Annotated in this window: 27 protein-coding genes; 16 read left to right on the plus strand and 11 right to left on the minus strand. The window is 48.6% G+C overall.

Going from position 1 to position 25,895, the window contains the following annotated elements; translation table 11 throughout:
* Positions 1 to 388 precede the first annotated feature (388 nt).
* Positions 389 to 1,285, minus strand: coding sequence for a hypothetical protein (locus HC248_RS05700; protein ID WP_168921663.1), 897 nt, complete (start codon positions 1,283 to 1,285; stop codon positions 389 to 391).
* Positions 1,286 to 1,580: 295 nt separating this feature from the next.
* On the opposite strand from HC248_RS05700, the gene HC248_RS05705 reads away from it, so the two are divergent.
* Positions 1,581 to 1,889 carry a transposase gene (locus HC248_RS05705; RefSeq protein ID WP_168921664.1) on the plus strand — a complete coding sequence of 103 codons (309 nt, stop codon included), beginning with the start codon at positions 1,581 to 1,583 and terminating at the stop codon, positions 1,887 to 1,889.
* Positions 1,890 to 2,242: 353 nt separating this feature from the next.
* On the opposite strand, the gene HC248_RS05710 is transcribed toward HC248_RS05705, so the two are convergent.
* The 6 genes from HC248_RS05710 to HC248_RS05735 form a co-directional block, all read right to left on the minus strand.
* Positions 2,243 to 3,028, minus strand: a complete 786-nt coding sequence (locus HC248_RS05710) for a hypothetical protein (protein ID WP_168921665.1) — start codon at positions 3,026 to 3,028, stop codon at positions 2,243 to 2,245.
* 277 nt (positions 3,029 to 3,305) lie between these two features.
* Positions 3,306 to 4,262 (minus strand): IS30 family transposase, encoded by a 957-nt coding sequence (locus HC248_RS05715; RefSeq protein ID WP_168921001.1) that lies wholly within the window; start codon positions 4,260 to 4,262, stop codon positions 3,306 to 3,308.
* Between the two features lie 551 nt (positions 4,263 to 4,813).
* Positions 4,814 to 5,725: a hypothetical protein gene (locus tag HC248_RS05720; protein ID WP_168921666.1), complete on the minus strand. Its 912-nt coding sequence runs from the start codon at positions 5,723 to 5,725 to the stop codon at positions 4,814 to 4,816.
* A 355-nt stretch (positions 5,726 to 6,080) separates the two neighbouring features.
* Positions 6,081 to 6,842, minus strand: coding sequence for an alpha/beta fold hydrolase (locus HC248_RS05725; protein ID WP_168921667.1), 762 nt, complete (start codon positions 6,840 to 6,842; stop codon positions 6,081 to 6,083).
* Entirely contained in the window at positions 6,839 to 7,912 is a 1,074-nt protein-coding gene (locus HC248_RS05730; protein WP_168921668.1) for a M14 family zinc carboxypeptidase, read from the minus strand. Before HC248_RS05730 ends, HC248_RS05725 begins: the two co-directional genes overlap by 4 nt.
* 101 nt (positions 7,913 to 8,013) lie before the next feature.
* Complete coding sequence (locus HC248_RS05735; RefSeq protein ID WP_168921669.1) at positions 8,014 to 8,325, minus strand: 2Fe-2S iron-sulfur cluster-binding protein; 312 nt, start codon at positions 8,323 to 8,325, stop codon at positions 8,014 to 8,016.
* 151 nt (positions 8,326 to 8,476) lie between these two features.
* Between HC248_RS05735 and HC248_RS05740 the strand changes: the two genes are divergently transcribed.
* From HC248_RS05740 to HC248_RS05750, 3 genes are all read left to right on the plus strand, one after another.
* Positions 8,477 to 8,998 carry a GNAT family N-acetyltransferase gene (locus HC248_RS05740; protein WP_168921670.1) on the plus strand — a complete coding sequence of 174 codons (522 nt, stop codon included), beginning with the start codon at positions 8,477 to 8,479 and terminating at the stop codon, positions 8,996 to 8,998.
* A 151-nt stretch (positions 8,999 to 9,149) separates the two neighbouring features.
* Positions 9,150 to 10,886: a M14 family zinc carboxypeptidase gene (locus HC248_RS05745; protein ID WP_168921671.1), complete on the plus strand. Its 1,737-nt coding sequence runs from the start codon at positions 9,150 to 9,152 to the stop codon at positions 10,884 to 10,886.
* A gap of 157 nt (positions 10,887 to 11,043) precedes the next feature.
* Positions 11,044 to 11,424 carry a hypothetical protein gene (locus tag HC248_RS05750; RefSeq protein WP_202882426.1) on the plus strand — a complete coding sequence of 127 codons (381 nt, stop codon included), beginning with the start codon at positions 11,044 to 11,046 and terminating at the stop codon, positions 11,422 to 11,424.
* A 25-nt stretch (positions 11,425 to 11,449) separates the two neighbouring features.
* Here the strand turns inward: HC248_RS05750 and HC248_RS05755 are convergent, their stop codons facing one another.
* The gene (locus HC248_RS05755) at positions 11,450 to 11,689 is read right to left on the minus strand and encodes a hypothetical protein (protein ID WP_168921672.1); all 240 of its coding nucleotides are present in this window, start codon (positions 11,687 to 11,689) and stop codon (positions 11,450 to 11,452) included.
* On the opposite strand from HC248_RS05755, the gene HC248_RS05760 reads away from it, so the two are divergent.
* From HC248_RS05760 to HC248_RS05780, 5 genes are all read left to right on the plus strand, one after another.
* The gene (locus HC248_RS05760; RefSeq protein ID WP_168921673.1) at positions 11,655 to 12,935 is read left to right on the plus strand and encodes a methyltransferase; all 1,281 of its coding nucleotides are present in this window, start codon (positions 11,655 to 11,657) and stop codon (positions 12,933 to 12,935) included. The two genes, HC248_RS05755 and HC248_RS05760, sit on opposite strands and share 35 nt — an antisense overlap.
* A 30-nt stretch (positions 12,936 to 12,965) precedes the next feature.
* Positions 12,966 to 14,000, plus strand: coding sequence for a tRNA dihydrouridine synthase (locus HC248_RS05765; protein WP_420371997.1), 1,035 nt, complete (start codon positions 12,966 to 12,968; stop codon positions 13,998 to 14,000).
* A gap of 85 nt (positions 14,001 to 14,085) precedes the next feature.
* Positions 14,086 to 14,595, plus strand: coding sequence for a DUF1993 domain-containing protein (locus HC248_RS05770; protein WP_168921674.1), 510 nt, complete (start codon positions 14,086 to 14,088; stop codon positions 14,593 to 14,595).
* Positions 14,596 to 14,713: 118 nt separating this feature from the next.
* Complete coding sequence (locus HC248_RS05775) at positions 14,714 to 15,127, plus strand: TspO/MBR family protein (RefSeq protein ID WP_168921675.1); 414 nt, start codon at positions 14,714 to 14,716, stop codon at positions 15,125 to 15,127.
* Positions 15,128 to 15,248: 121 nt separating this feature from the next.
* Complete coding sequence (locus HC248_RS05780) at positions 15,249 to 15,911, plus strand: alpha/beta hydrolase (protein ID WP_168921676.1); 663 nt, start codon at positions 15,249 to 15,251, stop codon at positions 15,909 to 15,911.
* A gap of 14 nt (positions 15,912 to 15,925) precedes the next feature.
* On the opposite strand, the gene HC248_RS05785 is transcribed toward HC248_RS05780, so the two are convergent.
* Entirely contained in the window at positions 15,926 to 16,681 is a 756-nt protein-coding gene (locus HC248_RS05785) for a hypothetical protein (protein ID WP_168921677.1), read from the minus strand.
* A gap of 397 nt (positions 16,682 to 17,078) precedes the next feature.
* On the opposite strand from HC248_RS05785, the gene gshA reads away from it, so the two are divergent.
* Complete coding sequence (gshA, locus tag HC248_RS05790) at positions 17,079 to 18,575, plus strand: glutamate--cysteine ligase (RefSeq protein WP_238342783.1); 1,497 nt, start codon at positions 17,079 to 17,081, stop codon at positions 18,573 to 18,575.
* A 16-nt stretch (positions 18,576 to 18,591) separates the two neighbouring features.
* On the opposite strand, the gene HC248_RS05795 is transcribed toward gshA, so the two are convergent.
* Positions 18,592 to 18,852 (minus strand): hypothetical protein, encoded by a 261-nt coding sequence (locus tag HC248_RS05795; protein ID WP_168921678.1) that lies wholly within the window; start codon positions 18,850 to 18,852, stop codon positions 18,592 to 18,594.
* Between the two features lie 182 nt (positions 18,853 to 19,034).
* Between HC248_RS05795 and ylqF the strand changes: the two genes are divergently transcribed.
* From ylqF to HC248_RS05810, 3 genes are all read left to right on the plus strand, one after another.
* Positions 19,035 to 20,039: a ribosome biogenesis GTPase YlqF gene (ylqF, locus tag HC248_RS05800; RefSeq protein ID WP_168921679.1), complete on the plus strand. Its 1,005-nt coding sequence runs from the start codon at positions 19,035 to 19,037 to the stop codon at positions 20,037 to 20,039.
* Positions 20,040 to 20,117: 78 nt separating this feature from the next.
* Positions 20,118 to 20,396: a DUF3297 family protein gene (locus HC248_RS05805; RefSeq protein ID WP_168921680.1), complete on the plus strand. Its 279-nt coding sequence runs from the start codon at positions 20,118 to 20,120 to the stop codon at positions 20,394 to 20,396.
* Between the two features lie 264 nt (positions 20,397 to 20,660).
* Positions 20,661 to 22,715, plus strand: a complete 2,055-nt coding sequence (locus HC248_RS05810; protein WP_168921681.1) for a sigma-54-dependent Fis family transcriptional regulator — start codon at positions 20,661 to 20,663, stop codon at positions 22,713 to 22,715.
* Positions 22,716 to 22,791: 76 nt separating this feature from the next.
* Here the strand turns inward: HC248_RS05810 and HC248_RS05815 are convergent, their stop codons facing one another.
* Complete coding sequence (locus tag HC248_RS05815) at positions 22,792 to 23,793, minus strand: alpha/beta fold hydrolase (RefSeq protein WP_168921682.1); 1,002 nt, start codon at positions 23,791 to 23,793, stop codon at positions 22,792 to 22,794.
* 198 nt (positions 23,794 to 23,991) lie between these two features.
* On the opposite strand from HC248_RS05815, the gene pqqA reads away from it, so the two are divergent.
* The 3 genes from pqqA to pqqC all read left to right on the plus strand — a co-directional run bounded on the left by pqqA (position 23,992) and on the right by pqqC (position 25,894).
* On the plus strand, positions 23,992 to 24,066 hold the full coding sequence (gene pqqA, locus HC248_RS05820) for a pyrroloquinoline quinone precursor peptide PqqA (RefSeq protein WP_168923693.1): 75 nt from the start codon (positions 23,992 to 23,994) through the stop codon (positions 24,064 to 24,066).
* A gap of 143 nt (positions 24,067 to 24,209) precedes the next feature.
* A complete protein-coding gene (pqqB, locus tag HC248_RS05825; RefSeq protein WP_168921683.1) occupies positions 24,210 to 25,127 on the plus strand; it encodes a pyrroloquinoline quinone biosynthesis protein PqqB in 918 nt (305 codons plus the stop codon).
* A gap of 14 nt (positions 25,128 to 25,141) precedes the next feature.
* The gene (gene pqqC, locus HC248_RS05830; protein ID WP_168921684.1) at positions 25,142 to 25,894 is read left to right on the plus strand and encodes a pyrroloquinoline-quinone synthase PqqC; all 753 of its coding nucleotides are present in this window, start codon (positions 25,142 to 25,144) and stop codon (positions 25,892 to 25,894) included.
* Position 25,895 lies beyond the last annotated feature (1 nt).

Genomic DNA, 25,895 nt, shown 5'->3' on the forward strand with positions numbered 1-25,895 from the left:
AATTAAGTTGTGTGATAAATAATTTATTAATTATATAAGACTACTTATTGATGTTTTGTGTTGTGTTTGTGACTTAAATAGTCGCATTAGCTATCTATGGCGTGGATAGCTACGTGTTGCAATAGCTCAGGTTAACGTGCCCGTTGCACGGCTTGCGCTTTAAAACTCATGGCTGTATTTTTTTCTCTTGATTGCGCGCAGTGATGCGTGCAGCAGCTTTGCTCTGACTGATCTTGATGTTGTGACTACGCCCTGCAAAAACTAGAAAGGCCGTGATTTACATCACAGCCTTAAATCTAATCATTAAACCGCTGCAAGATTCGCTGTTGGTCGATATTCATTGGTTTAAAAAAGCGCATTCAAGCAAAGTATTACCTGCACCCTTAGATCACAATATTACGCAACAGCTTGATGGGTCAGGTGGCGGTATGTCTGTGGGACGTTGTGCACCTATGTCTGGTGATTCATTTATGTAATCGGTGGTTATCGTCGATAACGCCGACGGAAGAAGGTCGATCAGTAGCGTGTGAAGTCCTTGAGTCCTGTCCCACCGCTCTTTTCTACCTTCATCAAACGCTGCAAGAAAATTCTTTTGATGAGTCTTTGATTTTATGGTTGCAGCAATATTTCTTATTTGATCTGAAGATGTTTGACTTGCAAAGAATTTAATAGTTTCCATTATATCTTTGGCATTTTCTGTATCTTCGGTATTGACATTTTGCAGAAGACCAGAGGAATTTAAAATAAAGTTAATATTATTTATAATTTCATTTTCTTTAACTTTAATCAATACATTTAATTTTTCAAAAATTAATAAATTGTATTCATTTGTATTTAAATTTAGATTGAAATCAATCAAGGCTTTGGTAAATGATAAGTTTATTTTTATAAAATATAAACTTGAGAAGTTTTCAAAAAAAAGTGAATCGTTCAGATCAATTGATACTTGTCCTAAGTAACTTTTCAGACTGTCAACGGTTGTAAAACCACCAATATTAAAGTGATCAATAAAATTTAAAATTTTTACCGCATTTCCGTTTTGTTTTTCTGAGTTTTTGTTTTGTACGGGCGAATTTTCAAAGTCCTGGGTTGTAAGGGGTAATGATTTTCTGTCTAATTTACTGCTCGTCGTTGTTTCGATTCTGCTGACTAAGCGCTGTTGCAGTGGTGTTTGATGGATGGTGGTGGTCGCCCGCGCCCTGATTGAATTCGGACTTACTTGCGCAGTATGTTTACCATCTTTCACTTTAGGTTTTTCAACTGAAGCCGTTTGTGTGGGAGTCAATACTGTTTGCCTATTGATCGGTGAATTTTGCATTTGAGTAATCTCTTAATGTGATAAGAATAAAATAAAAAGTCAAAAACTTTGAAAGTTTATTCTGCCGTTAAAAAAAACACTAGGGTCTAACGGTTTTTAAAATATTATTTTTAATTCACTACGTTGTGCATCTGTGTTTTAAGTTCTACGTGAGTACGGCTAATACTTAATTTTTAAAAATTAAATTAAATTGGTAAAGACAAATCTAATGCAGGCGGTATTGAATAGAACCTAAACGGTCGCCCGTTAAACACCTGTTAAGTTGAGCGCCATAGATCCTGTCAAGAAGATGCGCGAGCAAGTGTTCCTCGAGCAGGTGAAAAAAGTTGTTCCGTTGGCTGCTTTAGTCGAACTCGTTGCGACATTTTTTCCTGGAGGCAAGACTGGGCCGCCATCGTTATCACTGCGTACTATGTTTTGTGTTCGCTGCATGCAGAAGTGGTTCTTGCTTTCGAATCCAAGCATGGAGGAGATATTCTTTTACACACCGCTTTATCGGGCGTTTGCTCGCTCGGTTAGTTTGGGCGTCTGCTTGACGAAGCACCATTTTGCTTTTTTGGCACAGGCTTAAGATGTAGAAACTAGCCGATCAAATCTTGGATCTAGTCAAAAGTTTGCACATTAAATCTAGCTATTTAAAAACTACCGACGCTTTTTACATATTGATGGCGAGTTATTCAGTCGCTCCATCTGAAACCAGAAAATATTGTTGTTAATTACGCTAGCAACCGTGATTTAAACAGTTAAAAACGTTGTCTTAAAGCCTGTAGTCACATATTTAAATCACTGTATTTCGCATCGACTTGATGAGTCTGGCGTCTGAGGAAGGTGCTTTGTGTCCTTGCCAGCTGATTCGGATGTGTAATCTAATATTATTCTTAATAAAACAGGTGGAAAATATTTTTCTAATTCAATTTGAATTTTTTAAATTCGTTCCGAACGATATTGCCTACCTTTATCGAATGCTTCGATGAATTTATCTTTATAAATCTCGGATTTCCAGGCAGTAGCATTGTGTTTAATTTCATCTGTCGGTATTTGACACGCAAAAAAACTAATAGTATCGCCCATACCATATTTGTCTTCAAAGTCGTAACCGAGTTGAGCTGATAATTTTCCCAAAATACTCATACTATTAATTAGCCGATCATTTTCTAATTCAATACCACCTTTCATTAGAAATAATTTTTCATTGATTAAATTAATGTAATTTTCCGTATTTAAATTTAAATCAAACATTACCAATACTTTAATAAAATCTATGGGAAGACTTTCAAAATATTTAGTTGAAAATTCATTAAAAAAACACTCATCGTTAAGATCGATTAATTCTTTTTCTAAGAAAATTCCTAGGTTATATGCACTATCAAATTTGCCATCTTTATATCGATCAAAAAAACATAAAATTTTATTTTTATTTTTATTTTTATTTTTATTTTTATTTTTATTTTTATTTGAGATTATGTTTTCGAAATCTTCAGCCCTTATTTCTTGCGATTCCTCGTTCGATTGATTACAAATTTTCGGTATAACTACGGCAACACTGCGCTCACGTAGCAATTTTTGATTGCTGGCGATAAATGGCCCTGTTCGGTTTGGTTCGGCTGTTAGTTGAACGACTTGCTTGCTATCCGTCTTTTTATTTTTTTCAGTTGATGCCTTTATTGTGTGGATAGTTACTGGTCTTCCAAGGCTTGAGGATCTTTGCATATGAGTAAACTCCATGTGTAAAAATTGAAATATTAAAAATTTTTGAGGGTTATTTAAATACTAAAAGTTTTAAGCTTTATTAAGCTGTGCATAGAGAGTTTCAGACAAGTAAAAGTAGTTTTCATAAAAACTTTTTAAATAGATAACTATTTACTATCAATTTAGTTGCACAAGTAAGCTTATTGAATATTTGGTATTTATTTTTATGAAAGCTATATTTTGTCAGTACCGAAATATTTATACAGAGGCGGATTCAAGCTTGAAGTGCAACAGCGTGTTAGTTGGACTTTAACTCTTCCATAAAAACCTGATGCGGTGTTCGATACCCCAAACATTTTCTAGGACGATGATTGAGCCTGTGCATCGCTAAAGCAATGTCATCGTCGGTGATGCAATTAAAGCGCATCCCCTTTGGGAAAAACTGGCGAATCAAACCGTTCATATTCTCGTTTGCCCCACGCTCCCACGAGGCGTATGGATGGGCGAAAAAGAAATCTGCACTCAGCGCAGAAGCTATTCGTTCATGCTGAGAAAATTCCTTGCCGTTATCTGTCGTGAGTGTGTGCACGCAATGAGCGAATGGTTTAAGTAAAGTGATTAACGCGTCCCCTACGGCTTGCGCTGTTTTGAATGGCACGTGGAAAATTATTGAATACCGAGAGACACGCTCGTTAATCGTCACTAGGGCTTGCTTCTGCCCGGCACCAATCACCAGATCAGCCTCCCAGTCGCCAAAGCGCGCACGCTCAAGCACGATGGCGGGTCGCAGTTCTATTGAGACCTGGCGAGAGATGGTGCCGCGCCGTTCACGGCCGCTGCTGCGTTTTTTTCGCGTCTTCTGGCAACGCAGTGTTTTATGCAAGCTGCCGCCCGCGCGTTTGTCAGCGTAGATGTACTGGTAAATGCTCTCATAGCTAACACCGGGTTGGCATCGAGCTTCGAGGTGGCCGCTGATTTGTTCGGGGCTCCAAGCCTCAGCCAACTTTTCCTCCACTACAGCCCATGTCGAGTCAGCAACTCTAGGACTGTTGGCGCAGGCAAGTCTACGTTCTTGGGCTTTGTCATTTGCCTGCTTAGGGCGATAGCCTCGTAGACCGCGGTTACGACGCAACTCACGGCTGATGCTCGATTTATCACGGTCCATCATTTTTGCAATTTCACTTTGATTGAAGTTTGCTTTGGCGAGGATTGCAATCTGGTAACGTTCGTCACGGGTGAGGTGTGTGTAAATCATTCTGGGCAACTTTGACTTGGTGGTCGGGAAGCTTGGATGCTCTCACATCTCACCCACCCGTCCGGTTAGTTTCAAAGTTGCACTTCAGACTTGAATCCGCGAGATGAAAAGATTTATCCTAATTAAAGCAATCGAATTTCGTCAAGTGCTAAAAATTTAAGTTTTTGAATGTGCTTAGCGTCCTTAAGTTGAGCATTTTTTCGCAATATTTACTTTTAAATAAAGACTGTCGCGACTAGCCGCTCTGGCAAATTTATGCTGTGTACATTTCATAAATAATTGCCTCAAGATGTTTGTGGGGGGTTTTTTGTAAGTCGTTGTCAACGATGAGTATCATTAATTTTTAGCGATCATGAGAGACCGTCTTGCAAAAACAAGTAAGGCCATGATTCACATCACAGCCTTACATCAAAGCTTTCTCCAGAGCATTAAATTTTCAAACCAAACCAAACCAAATTGGTAAATATCTAGCATTCGCCGTTTTAATAAATAGCGCCTAGATATAGTTATAAACCTTCCCGATATATACACCAAATATATACACCTTTAAATCACAATATTACGCAACAATTAGCTGGATCAGGTTCAGCTGGTGGGTCAGGTGGACGCTTTGAATCTTTGTCTGGTGATTCATTTAGGTATTCAGTGATTATTGTCGATATAACTTTTGGAAATATTTCGTTTAATTGTGCGTGCAGCCCTTGTGTCTTATCGTAGCGTTCGATTTTGCCGGCATCAAAACTTTTTAGGGCTGATTCGATACCCAGCCCTGTTTCCGATGCATTGATGCTCTCTTTAATTTGATCTGTGGACGTTTGGCTAGCAAAAAATCTAATATTTTCGTTAAATAATTTCGCATTATCTTTATTTTGTTGATTGAAGGGTATGGTTGGAACAGGAGCCTGTGTCAACAATGCCATATTTAGTGTTTCATTAAAACTATCATTATTAACATGATTTAGTAAAACTATTCTTTCATTCATCAAGGAGATATAGTTTTCCGTGTCTAAATTCAAACCATGTTCAACTAATATTTTTATAAAAGGTAAGCTCAGCTTACTGAAGTTGACTTTTGAGAAACTTTCATAAAAAAGTGGATCGTTTAGATCAATTGATTCTTTCTTTAAGTAACTATCTGGACTGCTACCGCTTAAAAGATTTTCCAAGTCAAAGACTCTGACGAAGTTTAAAATTTTGGTGGAATTATCCAAGTTTAAATTTTCAAAATCTTGACTCGTTATTACTGACGACTTTCTGTCTGATTTACTACTCGTTGTCTCGGCTGTGGCGACAGATCGCTCAAGTAATGACGATTGACTCGTGACGCTTGATGAGGCGCTTGGCGGCAATGGTTCAGAATTTACTTTTACAGCATGCTTGTTATCCGGCACTTGGATTTCTAGGTTTGTCTGCAGTGGGCTATGAATAAATACTGGTTTCCCAGTGAGTGGTGAGTTTTGCATTTAAGTAATCTCCTAGAGTAATAAGAAGAAAATGAAAGCCAAAAGGCTCTTAAAGTTTATTCTTACAACCTAATATTTACTAGGTCTTAAATGTTATGAAATTCTTAAAGAATTATTACGCTGTACTTTAATGTTTTATGACAAGTAGGCAGGCCTACTATTGCGACTATTTTCTTTAAACTTTTTTCTTGGTTTTTTAATTACTCATGTCAATGTATATATTTAATATATTAGTTTGAATTTTTTCAAAAATCTTCTAATTTTATTTATTAATATTTAATTTTTTTTAAAAGCTTTGTTTTTAAATATCCCCTACAAATATTTTCTTTATTACTTTGTAGTTTTTTATCAAAATTTAAAGCTCAACGCTTTGCATCCAAGCCCTGATTTGATGACATACCCATTCCTCATCGTCATGTGGCAAGTCATGGCCGGCCCAAGCATGTTGGCAATGTCTGACTTGCCACGCTTTGGCTAGGCGTTCTGAGCAAATTGGATTAACCAGTCCATCCTGTTTCGATGACAGCACCAATACCGGTGCGGCTGGCGGCTTTGGCTGGCCTTTATATCGCGCGGCCGCCCAAAGCTGGCGCGCCGCATTTATTCCACTGACTGGCGCGCTTTTGCGCAGTGCTAACCAGTCTTTAATATCTATTTTTTGTTTTATCTCTGTTTGGTTTTTTTGATCACAAGTTAGCGCGTGAATCTGGGTTTCTATAAATTGCGCATTCTTCCATCGCAGCGCCATTTGTATTAATAACAACCAGTGGCTAGGCCTGAGTCGTTCAATCGGGTTGCTAAAGGGCCGCATGCTGGTATTGATCAACACCAAGCCAGCGACTTCTTGTGGATGTTGATGCGCCCATTCGGCTGCGACCATGCCGCCTAATGACATGCCTATCAGCAAGTACGGCGTTTGTTGGCTGCGCTGGCCTAGCTGTAGGCGTGCAAATGACAACATAGCTGGCACTGACATCGGTGAGTCGAGTTGATGAAAACGGCCATTGCCGGGCAGGTCTAGCGCAATGATGTTCAGGCCAAGTGCGTGCAGCGCATTGGCAAAACTTCCCCAGTGGCCAGCCTCACGCGTCAGGCCGCGTAAAAGTATGACGTTCATGCTTGACGCCTTGGCCGCCAGTAAGCTGTGGCGAGTTGTTGTAAATCTGGGCGACTTTGGCTGTGTGGTAGCCAGCGCTGTGCAGAAAAAGCAGCGCGGGTTAAAAAGTCTAAGAGTTCTGCATGTCGGCGCAGTACGCGCTTGATGCGGTGCTCAAGTATTGGGTTGAATATGCCGTGGCGTGAGAATAACTGGCGCGGATTTTTGCGTATCCACAGCCATGAGCCCAGCTCTAGCGTCATGGGTAAAAAAATATTTTCTTGCGGCGACGCATCATAGGCGTGGTCCCACAAGTCGCCGTGCAACAAGTATTGATTGCTTTGCGGCTCAAAACTGTAATGGTGGTGAGGCATGGATTGTTCGAGCATGGTTTTGAGCGCAAACATCTCTGGCAGATGATTCATTAGCTGCCGCTTTTTGGCGTAGGGAAACCAAAGGCTGTCCTCAAATCCATAACCCGAGTGACAGTCCAAGGCCAAACTAAAAGGCCGATTCGCGAGTTGTTCGCGCACGACGCTGAGCAGGGCTTGGCTCTCGGCCTGCATGGGCTCTCCCGGCCTACCGCAGTACCACGGCAGATGCGAGCTAAGGGTTTGGCCGCCGGCTAAAAATGGTACGCGGTCTTGTGCCCTATGCGGCGCGTTGCGCATTAAGTCCACACCATTTGGGTTCGCTCGTGTGTGCGCCCACATGCCGCCGGGATTGATGATGGGCATGAACACCAGCCGTACTTTTTCTAGCTGCTGGTGTAGCAACTCATCCCACTCCAAACGAAACAGCAAGGCCCGCATATAGTGCAGTACGACTTGCGTGCCTATGCGCTCTAAGCCGTGAATACCGCCGAAAAACCCTACCGCTGGCGCCGCTGGGTCTTTGCTGCCTATGCTGGCACACAGGACCGGAAATTGCGGGTAGGGCGGTTTTTGGGTGTTGACTTCACACAGGCTGTGAATCTCGAAATGGTTTTGACCGGCGCGCAATATGGTTTTGAGCGCTTCATGCTCGGCAAAGGTCGCACGGGTGTCTTGGGTGCCATATAGGCTAAGCAGGTCAAATGGAATCAGGGGCATGCCCTAATGCTGGCAGAGATATTTGACAGAACACTACATGCTTTTGTGTCTAAGACGTTTTATTACGGCGTGGTTTTTGTCCCCTCGGGAGGCAAACTTTTCTAGCCCAGGAGGTGTAGCACCACGTCCGATTGCGGATAGGCGACGCAGGGCAATATCCAGCCTTCTTTTTTTTCTTCTGCACTCAGGCCTGGCCAGGCGATGCGGTAGATGACGCTGCCGCTTTCCAGCCTACAGATACAAGTCCGGCAGGTGCCGTTGCGGCAGGAACTTAGTGGCACCCAGCCCGCATGCTCGGCGGACACCAGCAATGGCAGATCGGCTGGGGCGTCAAAGACCCGGCCATCTTGCTCGCGTTTGGCTTGAAAGACTGGAGCTGAAAGCTGACTGGCAGGTGGCGCTACGTTTTGCATATCGCCGAGTATGCGTTAGGTTTTATCCTTGACGCCGCACGGTGGTGTTACCTGCTCAAGCAACTGCTTGGCGATATGCGCGACAATGTCGTCCTTTCAAGTAGTTCTGCTTCTCCATATTTGTTTTTCCTGATTCACAAGTGATTTTTTAATGTCCAGTTATTCCGTTCGTCCTGCCACCTCACGCGACGCCAAAGCCATCTCTGAAATCCACGTTGCCACTTGGCAAGTTGCTTATAAAGATTTGATGCCGGCCGATTACCTCAAAAGCATGACCGTCGAAAAACGCCAAGCCTATTGGCGCGAAGCGATTGAATACAGCGAACCACAATTGCTGGTGGCCGTTGATGGCGACAAGTTAGTGGGTTTTGTTGGTTTTGACCGCTCACGCGATGCCGGCACGCGCTCGACTATGGGAGAGGTCTGGGCCTTGTACGTGTCGCAAGCGCATTGGGGCAAAGGCGTTGGCTTGGCCCTTTGGGACGGCGCACGCGATGGCCTAAAAGAAGAGGGCTGCACGCAAGTGTCGCTTTGGGTGTTGCTCAACAACGAGCGTGGGATGCGCTTTTTTGAACAAGCCGCAGGCTTTAAGCGCGAGATGCCATCCCTCAAAACCGTGGCCTTTGGTGCTGTCAAGCTGGAAGAAATTCGTCTTAAACGGCCGCTTGATTGAGCGCTTTGATTAACTGATTTAATTTGGCGCGGTGATGACGCTCTAAAACTAGCTACTTCTGGCCTAGCGTTTTAATTACGCTACGGCTTGATGCTTTTAATCTGGCCCCGCTGCAAACGCGGCTTCGCCGTCTGGTCATAATCCCATTCATATGACCAATGATTCAAACCCCGCCAATCCTGAAGCCACAGATGGAATCGATTTAACTTACGCCACGCCCTATGAGCGCGGCAATTTAAATCAAACCACTACTTGGGCTGAGTGCATCGCTTTCTACCAACGGCTGGCGTTGGATTTTCCGGCGGTGTTGAGTTTTTTTCAAATCGGTGTGTCGGACAATGGCATCCCAATGCACGCTGGCGTAGTGTCTGCCGATGGCGTGTTTGATCGCCAGGCCTTGCAGTCTTTGCGCCGCCCAGTCTTTTTTAACAACAACGGCATACACCCGGGTGAGCCCGAAGGCATTGACGCCTGCATGGCGTTGGTGCGTGACTTTTGCACCGACAGCAAACGCTTATCGGCCTTGGGCGCGACGGTGTATTTGTTTATTCCGGTCTACAACGTTGACGGTTGCTTGAACCGTAATTCCAGCTCTCGCGTGAATCAAACCGGCCCCGAGTCTTTTGGCTTTCGTGGCAACGGCCGCAACCTTGACTTAAACCGCGATTTCATTAAATGTGACTCTTTGGCGGCTAGAGTTTTTAACCGCTTTTTTACCGCTTGGGATCCGGACGTGATGGTCGATACCCACACCTCTAACGGTGCCGACTACAGCTACACCATGACGCTAATCCATACCCAGACCGACAAGCTAGGCGGCGCGCTGGGTGGTTTTTTGTTGGGCAACATGCTGCCAGCTATTTATGCCGACATGGCTGCGCGTGACTGGCCGATAGCGCCGTACGTGCATCTGGTTGGGGAAACGCCAGAAGAAGGCATAGAACACACGCTAGAGTCGCCACGTTTTTCTACCGGTTATGCAGCACTACACCACACGCTGGGCTTTATGCCCGAGACCCACATGCTCAAGCCGTTTGCGCAGCGCTATGCGTCAACCCGTGCGCTGCTTGAAGTGGTATTGAGTTTTACGGTTGCCAACGCAGTAAAAATCAAGAACTTGCGCCGTGACGCCAAAAAAACTTTTGCCGCCAGCGCCGAGTTGCCAGTGCATTGGGAAATAGATTTCAAGCGGCCAGAAATGATTACGTTCAGCGGCTTTAAAGCACTCCGCAGTCCCAGCAAGTTGGGTAACTACAGCCGGCTTTCTTATGACCGCAGTCAGCCTTGGACAAAAGAGATCGCATTTTTTTCGCGCTGCCATGCAGATGTGGTGGTCAAAGCGCCAAAGGCTTATTTAATTCCGCAGGCCTGGCGTGAAGTTATAGAGCGTTTGCAGTGGAATGGCGTGTTGATGCAACGACTGGATGCAGCGCAACCCATGGCGGTACGTAGCTTGCGCGTTGACAGCGTCAGCTCGCGCGCTGGGGCCTACGAAGGCCATCTGTTTCATGATCAGATGCGACTGAGCGAGCACTTCGAGACCTACCAAGCACAGGCCGGTGATTATCTGGTGGTTCTCGATCAACCGAATGCGCGTTATGCGGTTGAGACCTTAGAGCCGCAAGCGCATGACAGTTTTTTCCGTTGGGGATTTTTCAACAGCGTGCTGGAGAAAAAAGAGCATTACTCGGACTATATTTTTGAAGACACCGCGCTAGAAATACTCGCTACCGAGCCTGAACTTAAGGTTTTATTTGAACAGTGGAAGCAGCGCAATCCGGATCTGCTTTCGGATCAAGAGGCGGTGTTAGATTTTATTTTTGCGCACGCTAAGCGGCATGTGGAGCCCAGCTGGCGGCGCTATCCGGTGCTCTCTGTGATGGCTTGATTGTGATTTTGCGCAGCGTCTGTTTTGTCCTACATTTAAGCCCTTGATAGCCGCACAAATGCGTTGCTGCCTGACGCAATAAACTATTGTTCCTATCGGTTGCCACATATCTTTTTCCCCTCCAGCGCACTTAAATTTTTACTCGAAAGGTCGAATCATGGAAAAGCCATTTGCCAAGGACGAACAAAACACTTCCTCCGAAAAAGCCAGCACCAATGGCAGTCAAAATACTGCAAACGCTGTTCATCAGCGCGTCGAGTCAGCCAGTGCGGCGCTTCATGGTGGTGTTGATAAACTGGCCGAGCCGGCCCGCCACGCAGTCGATCGCTTGAGCGGCGCAGCCCATCAAACTATAGACAAACTCAGCAATGGCGCGTCGCATACGGCCGATGTTTTTGCCGAACGCGCACAATTTGTCACCCAAGGCCCTAAGCGCGTATTGGACGAAGGCACTGCTTGGATACAGGACAAACCACTTCAAGCCGTTGGTTTGGCTTTGCTTTTAGGCCTAATTGTCGGCCGCTTGACCTCGCGATAAGTCGCCTCATGTGCGCATGCAAACTTTATTGACGCTTGTGCGAACGCTTTAAAGTTGCTGATTTGGCCTCAACGTGAATTTTCGACGCTCTGTTTTTCATAGCATTAAAGTCTTTATTTGAAACGCTTACAAGCGCTTTTAAATAAGACTTAGGAAATTTTAAAGAGGCGGCAGTGAACGGCAATTGCCAATCTGTTAAAACAGCAGGTTCTTTCAATTGTTTGTCATCTATGTCGTCCCCCATCTCGCCCATTACTTCTTCCACTGCCACACCCGCTTCTGACGACGTTTTAGTCGCCACTTCAGTCGCCGCCGTTGTACCGACCAAGCCCGATTCAGCCCTTGTTACGCCCAGTTTGAGCTGGGAAGAAGCCGGCGTGCAGCGCACGCTGCGCTGGCGCTCTGAGCGTGGCGCTTCGCCGCCTAAAGTTGTAGTGATTGCTGACGACAGCATGAGCGGTGACAACGCTTACCGCCTAGCCAGCGAGGGCACGGGCCTGCTTTGGCGCGGTGATTTCCAGAACGCCAGACTTTTGCTTCAAGCCATGGTGCGCCGCGCCGACAAAGCCAGCGAACGTAAGCAAGAAAAAAACGCTAAAAAAGAGCTTGCCGCACCGACGCCGCTAGAAGCTTTTAATTTGCACCGCCAAGCGCAAGCGCAACGCGCTCGCATGTTGGGCATGTTGCTACTCGAATTTGGCCCAGACTACACCATCGCCTTGCGCCGCGCGCCCGACGTGCGCCGTCCCTGTATTGACGCTTGGGGTAAGGCCGATGGTGAGCCGACTATCGCCTCGCTGCGTGAACTGCTGGGCTTGGTCAGCGCCAATGAATGGCATAAAAAAGGCGTTGAAATACCCGCCTTGGGCGAAGCCCCAGACAACCGTATTTATCCCCGTTACGGCGTGTTCTCACCGCAGCGCGGCGAGTATGTTGACTTAGTAGCGACCACGCCTTTACCTAAAATGACGCCTAGCTTGGCTTTCGACATCGGCACCGGCACCGGCGTGTTGGCTGCCGTGTTGGCTAAGCGCGGCGTAGAAAGCGTGATTGCCACTGAGCTCGACAAGCGCGCCATGGCTTGCGCCGACGAGAACCTGAAAAAGCTCGGTCTGTTTGAGCGCGTTAAAGTGCGCAAAGCCGACTTGTTCCCAGAAGGTCAAGCCGGTCTTATCGTCTGCAACCCACCTTGGTTGCCCGCCCGTCCTAGCTCGCCTATCGAGATGGCGGTGTACGACGAAGGCTCACGCATGTTGCTGGGTTTTCTCGCTGGCCTGTCGGCCCACCTAGCGCCGCGCGGCGAGGGTTGGTTGATTTTGTCGGACTTTGCCGAGCACCTAGGTCTGCGTACCCGCACCCAGTTGCTAGACGCCATTGCGGCCGCTGGTCTGAAGGTGTTGGGCCGCATTGATGCGCAGCCGCGTCATCCTAAAGTTCAAGACAAGACCGATGCGCTACATGCAGCGCGTGCCGCTGAAGTGACTTCGCTGTGGCGACTGGCCGCGGTTTAATCACCCCGGCTAGATTTCTGCCATAAAGCTGTGACGATATTGCTCGCGCCCATGGAGGGCTTGCTCGACTTTGTGCTGCGCGACATTTTGACCCGGGCCGGCGGTATAGACCGCTGTGTTTCGGAGTTCATTCGCATCACTGACCAGCTGCTACCTGAGCGCGTTTTTACCCGCATAGTGCCTGAGCTTTTCAACGCAGGTCTGACTTTTGCCGGCGTGCCGGTACGCGCGCAATTGCTCGGCTCTGACCCAACTTGTTTGGCCGAGAACGCGGCCCGCTTAGCGAGTCTTGGCCCGGCAGGAATAGACCTTAACTTTGGCTGCCCGGCGAATATCGTCAATCGTCACGGCGGTGGTGCAGCTTTGCTCGACCAGCCGGAAACCATTTTTGCCATAGTCAGTGCGGTACGCCGAGCCGTACCAGCGGCTATGCCGGTGTCGGCCAAAATGCGCTTGGGTTTTCATGATGATTCGCGCGCGATTGAATGCGCGCTAGCCATTAGTCAGGGTGGGGCTTGCGAGCTAGTCGTGCATGCGCGCACCAAAGCCCAAGCCTATCGGCCGCCAGCCTATTGGGAGCGCATTGCCGACATCCGTGCCCATGTCACCATACCGGTAGTGGCGAATGGTGAAATCTGGAATGTCGATGATGCACGGCGTTGCCGCGAGGCCTCAGGCTGCGACATGTTGATGATTGGCCGAGGCGCGGTCGCTGACCCCGGCCTAGGACTGGCCATCAAAGCCGATATGGCGCGTGAACGCATTGCCGGTGAAATAGCCCCGACTGATTTGAATCATGCGGGGCAAGCCAGTGGCTCAGCGGCTATCGATGGCATCACATGGACTCTTTTAATGCCTTTGGTGCTGGATTTTTGGCAATTGGTTTGTACCCGGCTCGATGCGCGTTCGCGTGCCGGCCGACTCAAGCAGTGGCTGAACTTTTTGCGTCGGCGCTTCCCAGAAGCTGAGCTGGCTTATCAGTCACTAAAAAGCGTTAATGATCCAGCGCTGATTGATGAGTGGCTGGCTGCCACCATGTCTGGCTTGCCACGCCTTGTGCGCTAAGCTGAGTGAGTTTTTTAAATTCGGCAGACGCTGCCTGAGTATTTTTGCCACCCATTTTTAATTTACCCAAGTCAAAGGATTCTTTATGACCAACGCTGTCTACATTTCTTCCATCCCCGTTTTTAAACAAATGCTGGGCGGCCTTAAAGTTGTTTTGGCTAAAGCTCAGGCTCATGTTCTTGACAAAAAGCTCGACCCCAACGCCTTGCTACAAGCCCGGCTTTACCCGGATATGTTTGCGCTGCTGCGCCAAGTGCAAGTCGCTTCCGACTTTGCCAAGGGTGTTGCAGCCCGTTTGGGTGGCGTTGAGCCGCCTAAGCTGGAAGACAATGAATTGACCTTTGATGAACTACAAGCCCGTATTGACACCGTGTTGGCCTTTATAACTGGCTTGGACGCGGCCGGTTTTGAAGGCGCGGCGACACGCGAGATCGTGCTGCAAGCCGGCACACCTAAAGAAAAACGCATGAACGGTCAAGACTATTTGCTGCATTACGGTCTGCCGCATTTCTTTTTCCACACCACGACGGTGTATGCAATCTTGCGTCACAACGGCGTTGAAGTCGGTAAGAAGGACTACGTCGGCAGCTTTTAAGTTGGTTTGACGTTTGGCAATGCGGTGCCAGCCTTGACCTGATGCGGTTACGGCCGGCCGCATCAATGGTGAGAGAAATGGTACAAGAGTGGTTTTTAAAATTCAGTGAGATGCGTTTATGAACGAGATAACAGCACTCAGCAGTGCTCAGTGGTATGCGCAGCTTGCCAAGCCTTTTTTTGCACCACCTGCTTGGCTGTTTGGCCCGGTTTGGTCAGTTATTTACGTCATCATCGCGATTAGTTTTGGCTACGTTTTAGTGCAAGTTTTGCGCAAACGCTTGCCGTATTCGGTCTTTAGACCTTTTGTTTTTAATCTGGTTTTTAATTTGTCTTTTATGCCCTTGCAGTTTGGGCTCAGAAGCAATCTTTGGGCGAGCGTGGACATTGTGCTCACGCTGCTCACCCTAATTTGGGCCATGGTGAACATTTGGCCGCGTGCGCGTTGGGTTGCTTTAGTCAACATCGGCTACTTACTTTGGGTTTCTTTTGCTACGGTTTTGCAGCTCAGTGTGACTTGGATGAATCGCTAACAACTGCGCTGTGATTTTTTTAATCTTCAATTTTTAAGTTTTTTTGGCCGCACTGATTTTTACCCACGGCGCGGCACATAAAAATTGATATCTGTACTTATTAAATATAAATTTACCCGCCATGACCTTGACAGTTTTAGAGGCGCAGACCGGAGAAAACCCCACTGCCACCATTCTCATCATGCACGGCTTGGGTGCTGACGGGCGTGATTTTCTTTCCATCGCCGAGCAGCTCGATCTCTCTAGCATTGGGCCGGTGCGGTTTTTATTTCCTAATGCACCAGTCATACCGGTGAGTATTAATGGCGGCTACCCCATGCCCGCTTGGTATGACATTTTGGGCGCCGATCTGGTCAAGCGTGAAGACGAATCTGGTCTGCGCCAATCGCAAGCGGAGATAGAGGCGTTGCTGGCGCATGAGAAAGCGCGCGGCATACCGGCGAATCGAATGGTGTTGGCTGGCTTTTCTCAGGGTTGCGCCATGACCTTGATGACTGGACTGCGCTATACCGAAGGTTTGGCGGGGCTGCTTTGTATGTCTGGCTATTTGCCTTTGGCTGATAAGACGGCGGCTGAGCGCAGTCCGGCTAACCAAGACACGCCGATTTTTCTGGCCCACGGTAGACGCGATCCTGTCGTGACGTTTGCGCGTGCGCAAGCTAGCCGTGACGCGCTAGTTAACCTAGGTTATCGCCCCGATTGGCATGAGTATGAAATGGAGCATTCGCTGTGTGCCGAGGAAATTGTTGATATTGAAAGCTGGCTTTGCAAAGTTCTGGCCTAAAACAATTGGATTGCTTAAAGCTTGGCCGGCTCCGCTTGTTGATGGCTAGTTGAACTGCGATTGCTGACAGCGCTAGAGAGTGCTTCGTCGCGAATTTCAAACAGCCGCTGCAAATCCATCATGTCTATTTCAGCCTCGGTGATGCTGATGTTTGGTGACAAGCTCGCAAAATCTGATTGAAATTCATCTTCTCCATCGATCTTGGGAAAGTCATTTCGAAGCAGCAAGTTGGCGGCTACTGAGAGCGCTTCGCGGTCCGTAATCTTGGCATGCGTTGCGGTCGGCTCGGTGACTTCGTATGCTGGCTTGGGTGTGGGCTCTAACCAGACTTTTTTGTTCGGCAAGAATTTATAGGGGCACGCGTTAACAGGCGCTAACTGCCAGGAAATGTCTTCAAGCCACTCGGATGCTTTAGGCTCAAAGCGTTTGATGTCAGCTGTCAGCTCATTTTCTAATGCGGGCAGGTAATGTATGAGCCGCTCGTCCCAGTGCTTTAGCACCAGTTGCAATGCAATTTTGTTGGTTTGGCTTTCGCCATCTATTAATTTGATGTGACATTCAACCCAGTTTTGGGGCAGGCCGTTTCTGCGCATCAAGTCTCGCATCACCACCTGAATCAAACGCCGGCGAATTCCGCCTGGTGTTTGATCGCTTTGCATGAATTGCGCGTTTCTGCCGCCTAGGCTTCGGGGCTGGGTTCGAGTCAGGGGTAATTTAAATAAGTGGTTAACAAAAGTTTTAATGCCGTCGAAAGAGTTTTCTTTTGCCATGCTCGTAAATCCTTACTCCGCCAATACTTTTAATTACTTTGTTTAACAATGATCCGTTTCTAGTTTTTCCCCGTCAATCCTTTTTTTGCCCGTGCCACACTGCGGACATACTGTTAAATGTCATACTCTGGGTAGTATTAAAAGTAAAAAAATAGCAATTTCCTTTAAGCTTGCAGATATCGTATTTACCGATTTTTGCAGGATGTCGTTATGGCACACAGGCTTGTCCAAGCGCGAACCAGTGGCCTGTGATAACTTCCAGCCCAATCTCAATATCTGTCTGAATGAATCCATGAATCCCGACCCAAACACACAATCAATCTCGGATCCGTCTGCGCTAACCGGCAATAGTCTGCATTTAGCTCTGGCTGCGTTGGGCTCTGAGCGCTTGGCGGGTATGCGCCGTGGGGTTGAAAAAGAAAGCCTGCGCGTGCAGCCTGGCGGCAAACTGGCGTTGACGCCGCACCCGGTGGCACTCGGTGCAGCGCTGACCCATTCTTCAATCACTACCGACTTCAGTGAATCTCAAGTTGAGTTAGTCACTGGTGCGCGCACCAGCGTTGCAGTAGCACTCGATGAGCTAACTGCTATTCATCAATTCACCTACCGCAGCTTGCAGGACAAGGGCGATGAAATGCTCTGGGTCTCCAGCATGCCTTGCGGCTTACCGACGGACGAGACGATTCCTCTGGGCCGCTATGGCTCGTCTAATGTGGGGCGCGCCAAAAGTGTCTATCGCATGGGTCTTGGTCACCGCTATGGCCGACGCATGCAGACCATTTCTGGCATTCACTACAACTGGTCGCTGCCAGATGTGAGTAGTGAGCAATACTTTGGACTGATTCGTAATTTCCGCCGTCACGCCTTTTTGCTGCTTTATCTGTTTGGCGCTTCGCCAGCAGTTTGTTCTTCTTTTGTGGCCGGTCGCCAACATGCACTCCAGCAATTGTCTCCAGACACGATGTATATGCCGCACGGTACCTCGTTGCGCATGGGGCGACTGGGCTATCAGAGCGACGCACAATCCTCGCTGGCGGTGAGCTACAACAGCCTAGACGGCTATGCGGCTTCTTTGCAAGACGCGCTAACACGTCCTTACCCGGCCTATGAGGCGGTAGGCGTTCGCAATCCGGGTGGTGACTACAACCAGTTAGATACCACGCTGCTGCAAATTGAAAACGAGTTCTACGGCACGATACGGCCTAAACGCGTGATTTTCCCGGGTGAGCGCCCCTTGCATGCGCTGCGTGAGCGCGGCGTCGAGTATGTAGAAGTTCGCCTGATGGACCTTGACCCGTTTGTGCCCGTTGGCATTACCGCCCAGACCATGCGTTTTCTGGATGTGTTTTTGCTTCACTGCCTGCTCACCCCAAGCCTTGATGACAGTCCTGCTGAGATCGCTGCGCTGGGGCGTAACCAGCACCGCACCGCAGAACGCGGGCGCGAACCCGGCCTGCTACTAGAGCGCGGTGAGACGCAAATTAGTCTGTGCGATTGGGGCGCACAACTGCTCGCCGAGTGCGCGCCATTGGCGCAAAGACTAGATGCTGAAAATGGCACGACTGACTTCAGCCAAGCCCTTGCAGCGGCCAATTTAGGCTTAGAGGACTCCAGCACGCTGCCATCCGCCAGAGTGCTCGCCAGCATGGCTGCATCGCACGACAACTCGTTTATGCAGTTTGTCCGCAGCCAATCCAAGCAGACCCGGGATGTGTTGCTAAACCTGCCGTTTTCAGCTCAGCAGCAGGCTTTTTTCGCGGATCAAAGTGAGCAATCCATCGCCGCACAAAAAGCCATAGAAGCGGCAGACACTATGCCGTTTGAACTCTATCGCCAGCTTTATGTCGCACCAGAGCGCTTAATCGTGGGTAGCGCTCAAGCTATGGCCGCCTAAAGTGTGACTCGGTAGATTATTGACGGGGGTTTGCGCTCAATCGGCGGCGCAGGTAAAGGCCAGCGAAAGCCACGCCCAGCGCCAGCGCAAACCAACCCACTAGGCTTGATTGGGCAACAATTTCTTGTATACCCGGCGAGCTGAGAAAGTAAGGCGAGACCAACACGCCTAGGCCAATCAAAATGCACAGCAATGCCCTGAGAAGCAATTCGTTATTGGCTTTGGTGTGCAGCAGTTTTTGATTCGGTTTTTGGACAGGAGCGGTGGGTAGTGGCATGACGGTTAAAGTGATAACAAAAAATGTAAAAGTCAGCTGAGTAGCCGTTTTCAATCGAGTTGATGCGGCTTGAATTTTGCACCATGGGTCTTGACTCAAAAAGTGATCGGTCCATCGGTCACAATCGCAGGTTACGCGCCACCAGGCGTTACTGCAAAAAAATACAGAAAGAATCCCACGCGATGGCCATTCAATGGTTTCCGGGTCACATGCACCTGACCAAAAAAACCATCAGCGAGCGCATCAAAGAAATTGATGTGGTCATAGAGCTGCTGGACGCCCGCCTACCGGGCTCAAGTGCCAACCCCATGCTGGCTGAGCTGACCGGCTCTAAGCCGGCGCTCAAGGTGCTAAATAAGCAAGATTTGGCCGATCCAGCGCGCACCGCCGTCTGGCTAGAGCACTACAACGCCTTGCCTGCAACTCGAGCGATTGAGTTGGACGCCAGCGAGACCGCACCAGCACGTCGCTTAATCAAAGCCTGCCACGAGCTTGCGCCACTGCGCGGCGGCATGACCAAGCCCATGCGCGTGCTGATCTGCGGCATACCCAACGTCGGCAAATCTACTCTGATCAATACCTTAATCGGTAAGCGCTCAGCCAAAACCGGTGATGAAGCCGGTGTTACCAAGGCCGAGCAACGCATTTCATTGGCCGATGATTTTTATCTCTACGACACGCCCGGTATGCTGTGGCCGCGAATCATAGTCGCCAAGAGTGGCTACAACCTTGCCGCCAGCGGCGCGATTGGCCGCAATGCGTTCGAGGAAGAAGAAGTCGCGTTAGAGCTGCTCGACTACCTGATTAAAAACTACCCTGAAGCGATTACCTCGCGCTACAAAGTCGAGCTCCCGCCCGGCATCACCGACGAGCAGTTGCTGGAAGAAATCGGCCGCAAGCGCGGTGCAGTGCTCACCAAAGGCAGAGTTAACCTGCAAAAAGCTGCCGAGATTGTGATTTACGAATTTCGCGCCGCCACCTTGGGCCGTATCACCTTAGAGACGCCAGCGGAGTTTGCCAAAGGACTTGCCGAAGGCCAGGTGCTAGACGCAGAGCGCCAAGTCAAGAAAGACGCGATTGAAACCAATCGTTTGATCAAGTTTAAGAAAATTCCAAGAACAGACCGGCGCACTGCGGCCAACAAGCCGGATAAAAACGCAAAGCCCGAGAAACCCGATCTGGACTGATCTCATCAATGACTGCAAGGCGCAGTCGTTGAAAAAATAGCTTTGATTTATTGACCGTTTTAAAAAGAAAAAATCATCATGACCGATTCTGAAGTAACACCTGTGTCCGCTGTTCCGTCCGTTCAAGCCGTGGCTTTGCCAGATCGTCTCTCGATTGACCTGCGCAGCCCGCACCATATCGCTGCGGCATTTGATCGCGACGTGCGAATTCGCTTTAACGACAAAGAACGTCTAGATGTCGCGGAGTACTGCGTCAGCGAACGCTGGATTAGAGTGCCAGCCGGCAAAGCCTTAGACCGTAAGGGCCAGCCGCTGCTGATGAAGTTACGCGGAAAGGTCGAAGCTTTCTACGAGTAACTAGCTTGTGGTTATTGAAGTGATGAATCGCTGCTGTCAATGCGGAAGGAGTGGTTTGTCATTTTGCCGGTAAGCGTTCTACTTTAGAGCTGCTTCATGCCTTGACTTGGCTGCCGGGCATAATGATATGTATACAAAGTGTTATAAAGGATTCTTATCCTTGCACTGATCAGCTTTTGCATTGAATCCTAAGCACAAGTAATTGACGTAAGGCTAGCCCACAATCGTCAGGAAATGCCGGTATTCAAACTAAAAAGTAGTTCGATGATCACGCAAGATGGCAACCATTTTCCCCAGCGCGCAAGCTTTGATACGGTCGTTGATATGGCCAATGAAAAAAGGCGAGTGCTGATTGCCGACTCTCAATTGCGTTCAAGCTCTTTCGGCATCAAGTCTTCGGATAAACCAGAATTCTCATCTGCTGGTCGCGGCGTTCTGGCCCATGCGCTAGATGAAAGTCGCTTTCTTTTGCAGCATGCAGCGGCCGCCATGCAAACACTGCATGAGCAAATTTCTAACACCCACAGCATGGTGGTGCTGACGTCGGCTAACGGCTTGGTGCTTAAATCATTGGGGGATATTGATTTTTTAGAGAAAGCCGCGCAGGTGGCGCTCGCACCCGGTTTTGACTGGTCTGAAAAAATCAACGGCACTAACGCCATCGGCACAGCGCTGCGCGAAGAGCAGTCCATGATTGTTCATGGCGGCGAGCACTTCATGAACGCGAATAAATTTTTGACCTGTGCTTGTGCGCCTATCTCTGACCCCTATGGCCGCTTGATAGGCGCACTCGATTTAACCAGCGACTACCGCAGCTTTCAGCAGCACACAATGGCCTTGGTCAAAATGTCGGTGCAGATGATTGAAAACCATATGTTTGAAGACATTTCTTCAAAAGGCGTGGTCATACATTTTCATGCCCGCGCAGAATTCATCGGAACACTGGTTGACGGTATTGCTGTTTTTTCTGCTGATGGCCGTTTTCTCTCTGCCAACCGCAGCGCACAGTTTCAGTTGGGACTGTCCTTTAACGCACTAAGCGCACACACTTTTTCCTCATTGTTCGGCATACCCATGTCGCGTTTATATGCACTTTGCCGCGGCACATTAACCAAGCTGCACTCACTGTGTCTGTATAACGGTGTGACGGTGTCGTGCCGTGTCGATATCACTTCTAGTGGGCAGTTTTTCACGGGCCAAGAGATTCTGCCAAAGCCCGCCATCGATGCAGCTTCGATTACGCGTGAGCCACTTTCGCCTAGCTTGACGCCAAAGTCCAAACTCTCAACCTTGCGTTATCTCGACACTGGAGATGCGCAGATTGCAGCGGTGATACAAAAACTCAGACTGGTGCGTGGACGCGATATTCCCATCATGATTTTGGGCGAGACGGGAACCGGAAAAGAATTGATGGCGCAGGCCATTCATGGCGACTCCGAACGTTCTTCTGCGCCTTTTGTATGTGTCAATTGCGCGTCGATTCCCGAGTCTTTAATTGAGTCAGAACTGTTTGGTTATGAGAGTGGCGCCTTCACCGGTGCGCGTGAAAAAGGCGTGATTGGTAAGATTCAACAGGCCAATGGCGGCACTCTTTTTTTAGATGAGATTGGTGATATGCCGCGCAACTTACAAGCGCGTTTACTACGCGTGCTACAAGAGCGCCGCATCAGTCCACTAGGCGCAGGTCGTGAAATAGCGGTTGATATTTCCATTCTTTGCGCGACTAACAAAAACCTCAAAGAGATGATCGCCTGCGGTGAGTTTAGGCAAGACTTGTATTACCGACTCAATGGCTTGGTTGTGCGACTACCTGCTTTACGCGAACGCACAGACTTTAAATTTGTCGTCAGCAAAATCATCTCCAGCCTATCTACTTATTCCAAGCCAGTGGACTTGTCTGATGAAGTGATGGAGATGTTTCAGCGCTATCAGTGGCCGGGTAATTTTCGTCAGTTGCACAACTTGCTCAGAACTGCGGTGGTGATGTCGGGTGACACCGGTACGATTGAGCGCCTGCATTTGCCCGATGATTTTTTAGAGGAAATTGCCGTACTGCCTTGCGTCGATACGTTTGATATACCGGCTGTTACCGGTGCTTTAACTAACACCAAGCCAGCGATTAATCCATTCGCTAATGTCGCTAATGTCGCTGATATTACTAAACCCGCTGCTCGCTTAGAAGAAGTAACCACGCTTGCTATTGCTCAAATGCTGCGTCAGCATAAAGGCAATGTTTCTTCAGCAGCTAAGGCATTAGGTATTTCGCGCAATACTATTTACCGCAAGAAGCACCAGTTGCCAGCCGATGTTTGGGATTGAATTTATCCGCAGTTAAACCAGTTTAAAAATTAAATCGGCAAGCTAAAACCAAGCGTCTTGCCGACGTAAATTCAATTTATTTGTGTTTGCTTTGGACCACGCGTTTAAGCGTGCGACTTATTCCAGATTCGCTGGCTAAATGTCCCGCAACCGGCCAATGTCCCGAGGCAAGTCCAGGATTAATTAACTCTTGCATAGCCAACCAGCGCAAGCTGTTATCTGGTTTGCAAACAGCATCAAAACGGCCATGTACCCAGTCAGTGCTAGTGCCATTAATCGCTAAGCTGCGCACTGCTGCGTCCAATTCGCCGGGTCTTACAAAACCTTTGTGCCGCAGGTAGTGGCCTTGAATTCTGAATTTTTTCCAGCCCCGAATATCCGCTTTATCGCTCAACGGTTTGTCCAATGAGGCCAACGCACGCCGCTGCTGGCGCCGCAATTGCGCCCAGGTTTGGCGCGCTGCTATTGCGGCTTGTGGATCTGCACTGCGCTGCGCTGCTAAGTGCAACTGACTACGCCACAGTCCTTGCAGTGCTGAACGTAGTTCGAGCAAGTTCCAGCAACGTATCGTGTGCCGGCTTGCAGGGCCCAATGTTTTGGCGCGTAGCTGTTGTTCGAGTCGGGTTAAAACCTGCGCTGCACCAGCGTAAGGTGCTTGTGGCCAAAAGCCATCGAGGGCAACTTTTTTATCGCTCGCAAGTGGTCTTAACAAACCAAAAATCTCAGCGCGTTTAAGGGCAAAAGCGCCGCGCATCACCATTCGCTCTATGCGTTGCGGATAAGCCTGTGCATAGCGCAGTGCTAACACCGTTCCCCAAGAGCCGGATAACACCGACCATTTTTCTATCCCCAGTTTTATCCGTAAAAGCTCAAGGTCGGCAACTAATTGATGCGTATTGTTGCCTGCGATTCGCCCGTTCGGGCGCGACATACCAGCGCCGCGTTGGTCCGGCAAAATCGCGCGATGCTGACCCATATCCAAAGGTTGCAGCATGCCTTGATGCGCACTACCCCCCGGACCACCATGCAGCAGCAGCCAGCATTTTTCATAGGGTAAACCATAGTCGCGATAGGCCATTTTTGACCCCCTAGCTGTCTTAATAAAGTGCGGTTTGTTCCAACTTGGCTTTTCTGTCTTGTTCATGGTGCTTTTTAATCTAGCGAGAAGTTGCATGGCAGTGAATATGTATTACAGTGACACCTGTTGGTTGTTGCTAATGCAATGACCAGCTCTAGTTGACTAGTTACTATCTATACTTATTATTGGAGATTTCATATGCAATGGACTGCACCTTCTTTCGTCGACATGCGTTTCGGTTTTGAAATCACGATGTACATAGCCAACCGCTAAAAACATCGTTTGGCTCTGGCCCACAGGTCACAAGAGCCATACAGAGGTTTAACCACCTCGGTCGGCGTAACTGGCCAGTATTCGACTCGTTTACTGGTCTGTTACATCGATTTTTTTTTGTCTTTTTAAAAAAGCCACACTCCATGCAATTACGCGTTTTAGGCTCTGCCGCAGGTGGAGGTTTTCCTCAATGGAATTGCAACTGTTTTAACTGTGACGGATTGCGCCGCGGCACCATAGTAGCCCAGGCCCGTACTCAATCGTCGATTGCGGTCTCTAGCAATGGCTTGGACTGGTTGTTGGTCAACGCATCTCCTGATGTATTGGCTCAGATACGCGCCAATCCCGAGTTGCAACCGGCCCGTGCCATACGTGACAGCGGTATTGCCGCCGTATTACTAATGGACGCACAGATAGACCATGTAACCGGTTTATTGATGTTGCGTGAGCGCTCAAGTGCGCTGCCTGTGATGGCAACTGCTGAAGTTTTTTCTGATATTGGCGCGGGTTTTCCCTTGACCAAAATTCTCTCGCATTACTGCGGTATTCAAGTTTTACCTATGCTGCCGGATGGCAGCGTACAAAATGTTCCAGGTCTTACCGATGTACAAATACGCCCGATAGTGTTGTCATCTAAGCCGCCGCCTTATTCTCCGTTTCGCAACCAACCGCGGCCCGGCGACAACATCGGCTTGGTGATTGAAAACCCTGTCAGTGGTGCACGTGTTTTTTACGCACCTGGCTTGGGCGAAATCACACCGGAAATACTAACGCTGATGGCCAGCTGTCAAACGGTGTTGGTTGACGGCACTTGCTGGAGCGGTGACGAAATGCTGCGCCAAGGTTTGTCTAAAAAAACCTCTGCTGAAATGGGCCATTTGCCGCAAAGCGGGCCTGGCGGCATGATTTCATTTCTCGATTTGCTGCCGCCCGGTGTGCGCAAAATTCTTATTCACATTAACAATTCCAACCCCATACTAAGAGACGATTCAGCCGAGCGCGCAGAACTCACTGCGCACGGTATTGAAGTCGCTTTCGACGGCATGGATTTGGTATTTTAAAAACCTAGGTCGATATGGATATTGCAACAATTGTTCGCCCTGATGGCGACGGTCCGGCTTGGAATCGTATCGATTTCGAAGCCAAGCTGCGCGCCCAAGGCGCGGCTTATCACATACACCACCCCTTTAATCTGCGCATGAATAGCGGTGGTTGTGCGCCGGATGAAATTCGCCACTGGGTTAGAAACCGGTTTTATTACCAAATTTGTATTCCGCGCAAAGACGCAGCGATTCTTGCCAATATGTCAGACCGCGCGCAACGCCGTTTGTGGATTGAGCGCATTTTGGACCACGATGGCTACGGCGACTACCAAGGCTCTAGCGCAGGTGGTATGGAGGCTTGGATAAAACTCGGCGAAGCCGTGGGCATTGAACGACAAGACTTGTTGTCGCTAAAAGGCGTATCACCAGCCGTGCGTTTTGCTTGCGATGCGTACGTCAACTTTGCCTCGCAAGCGCCTTGGCAAGAAGCGGTTTGCTCATCATTAACGGAAATGTTTGCGCCGCAAATTCACAAAGACAGACTCTCTACTTGGCCCACGCATTACCCGTGGATTGATGCCGCAGGCTTTGGCTATTTCAGAGGCCGCATACCTCTGGCTGGCCGCGACGTGGCGCATGGCCTTGAAGTGACCTTGGCGCATTTCACCACGCGCCAAGCGCAACATCGCGCGCTAGATATTTTGCAGTTCAAGCTCGATATTTTGTGGAATATGCTGGACGCGATTGAGAAAGTTTGTTTGACCCCGGCTGCGGTAAAGGCTTGAG

The organism is Polaromonas vacuolata (assembly GCF_012584515.1).
GTDB classification, from domain to species: domain Bacteria; phylum Pseudomonadota; class Gammaproteobacteria; order Burkholderiales; family Burkholderiaceae_C; genus Polaromonas; species Polaromonas vacuolata.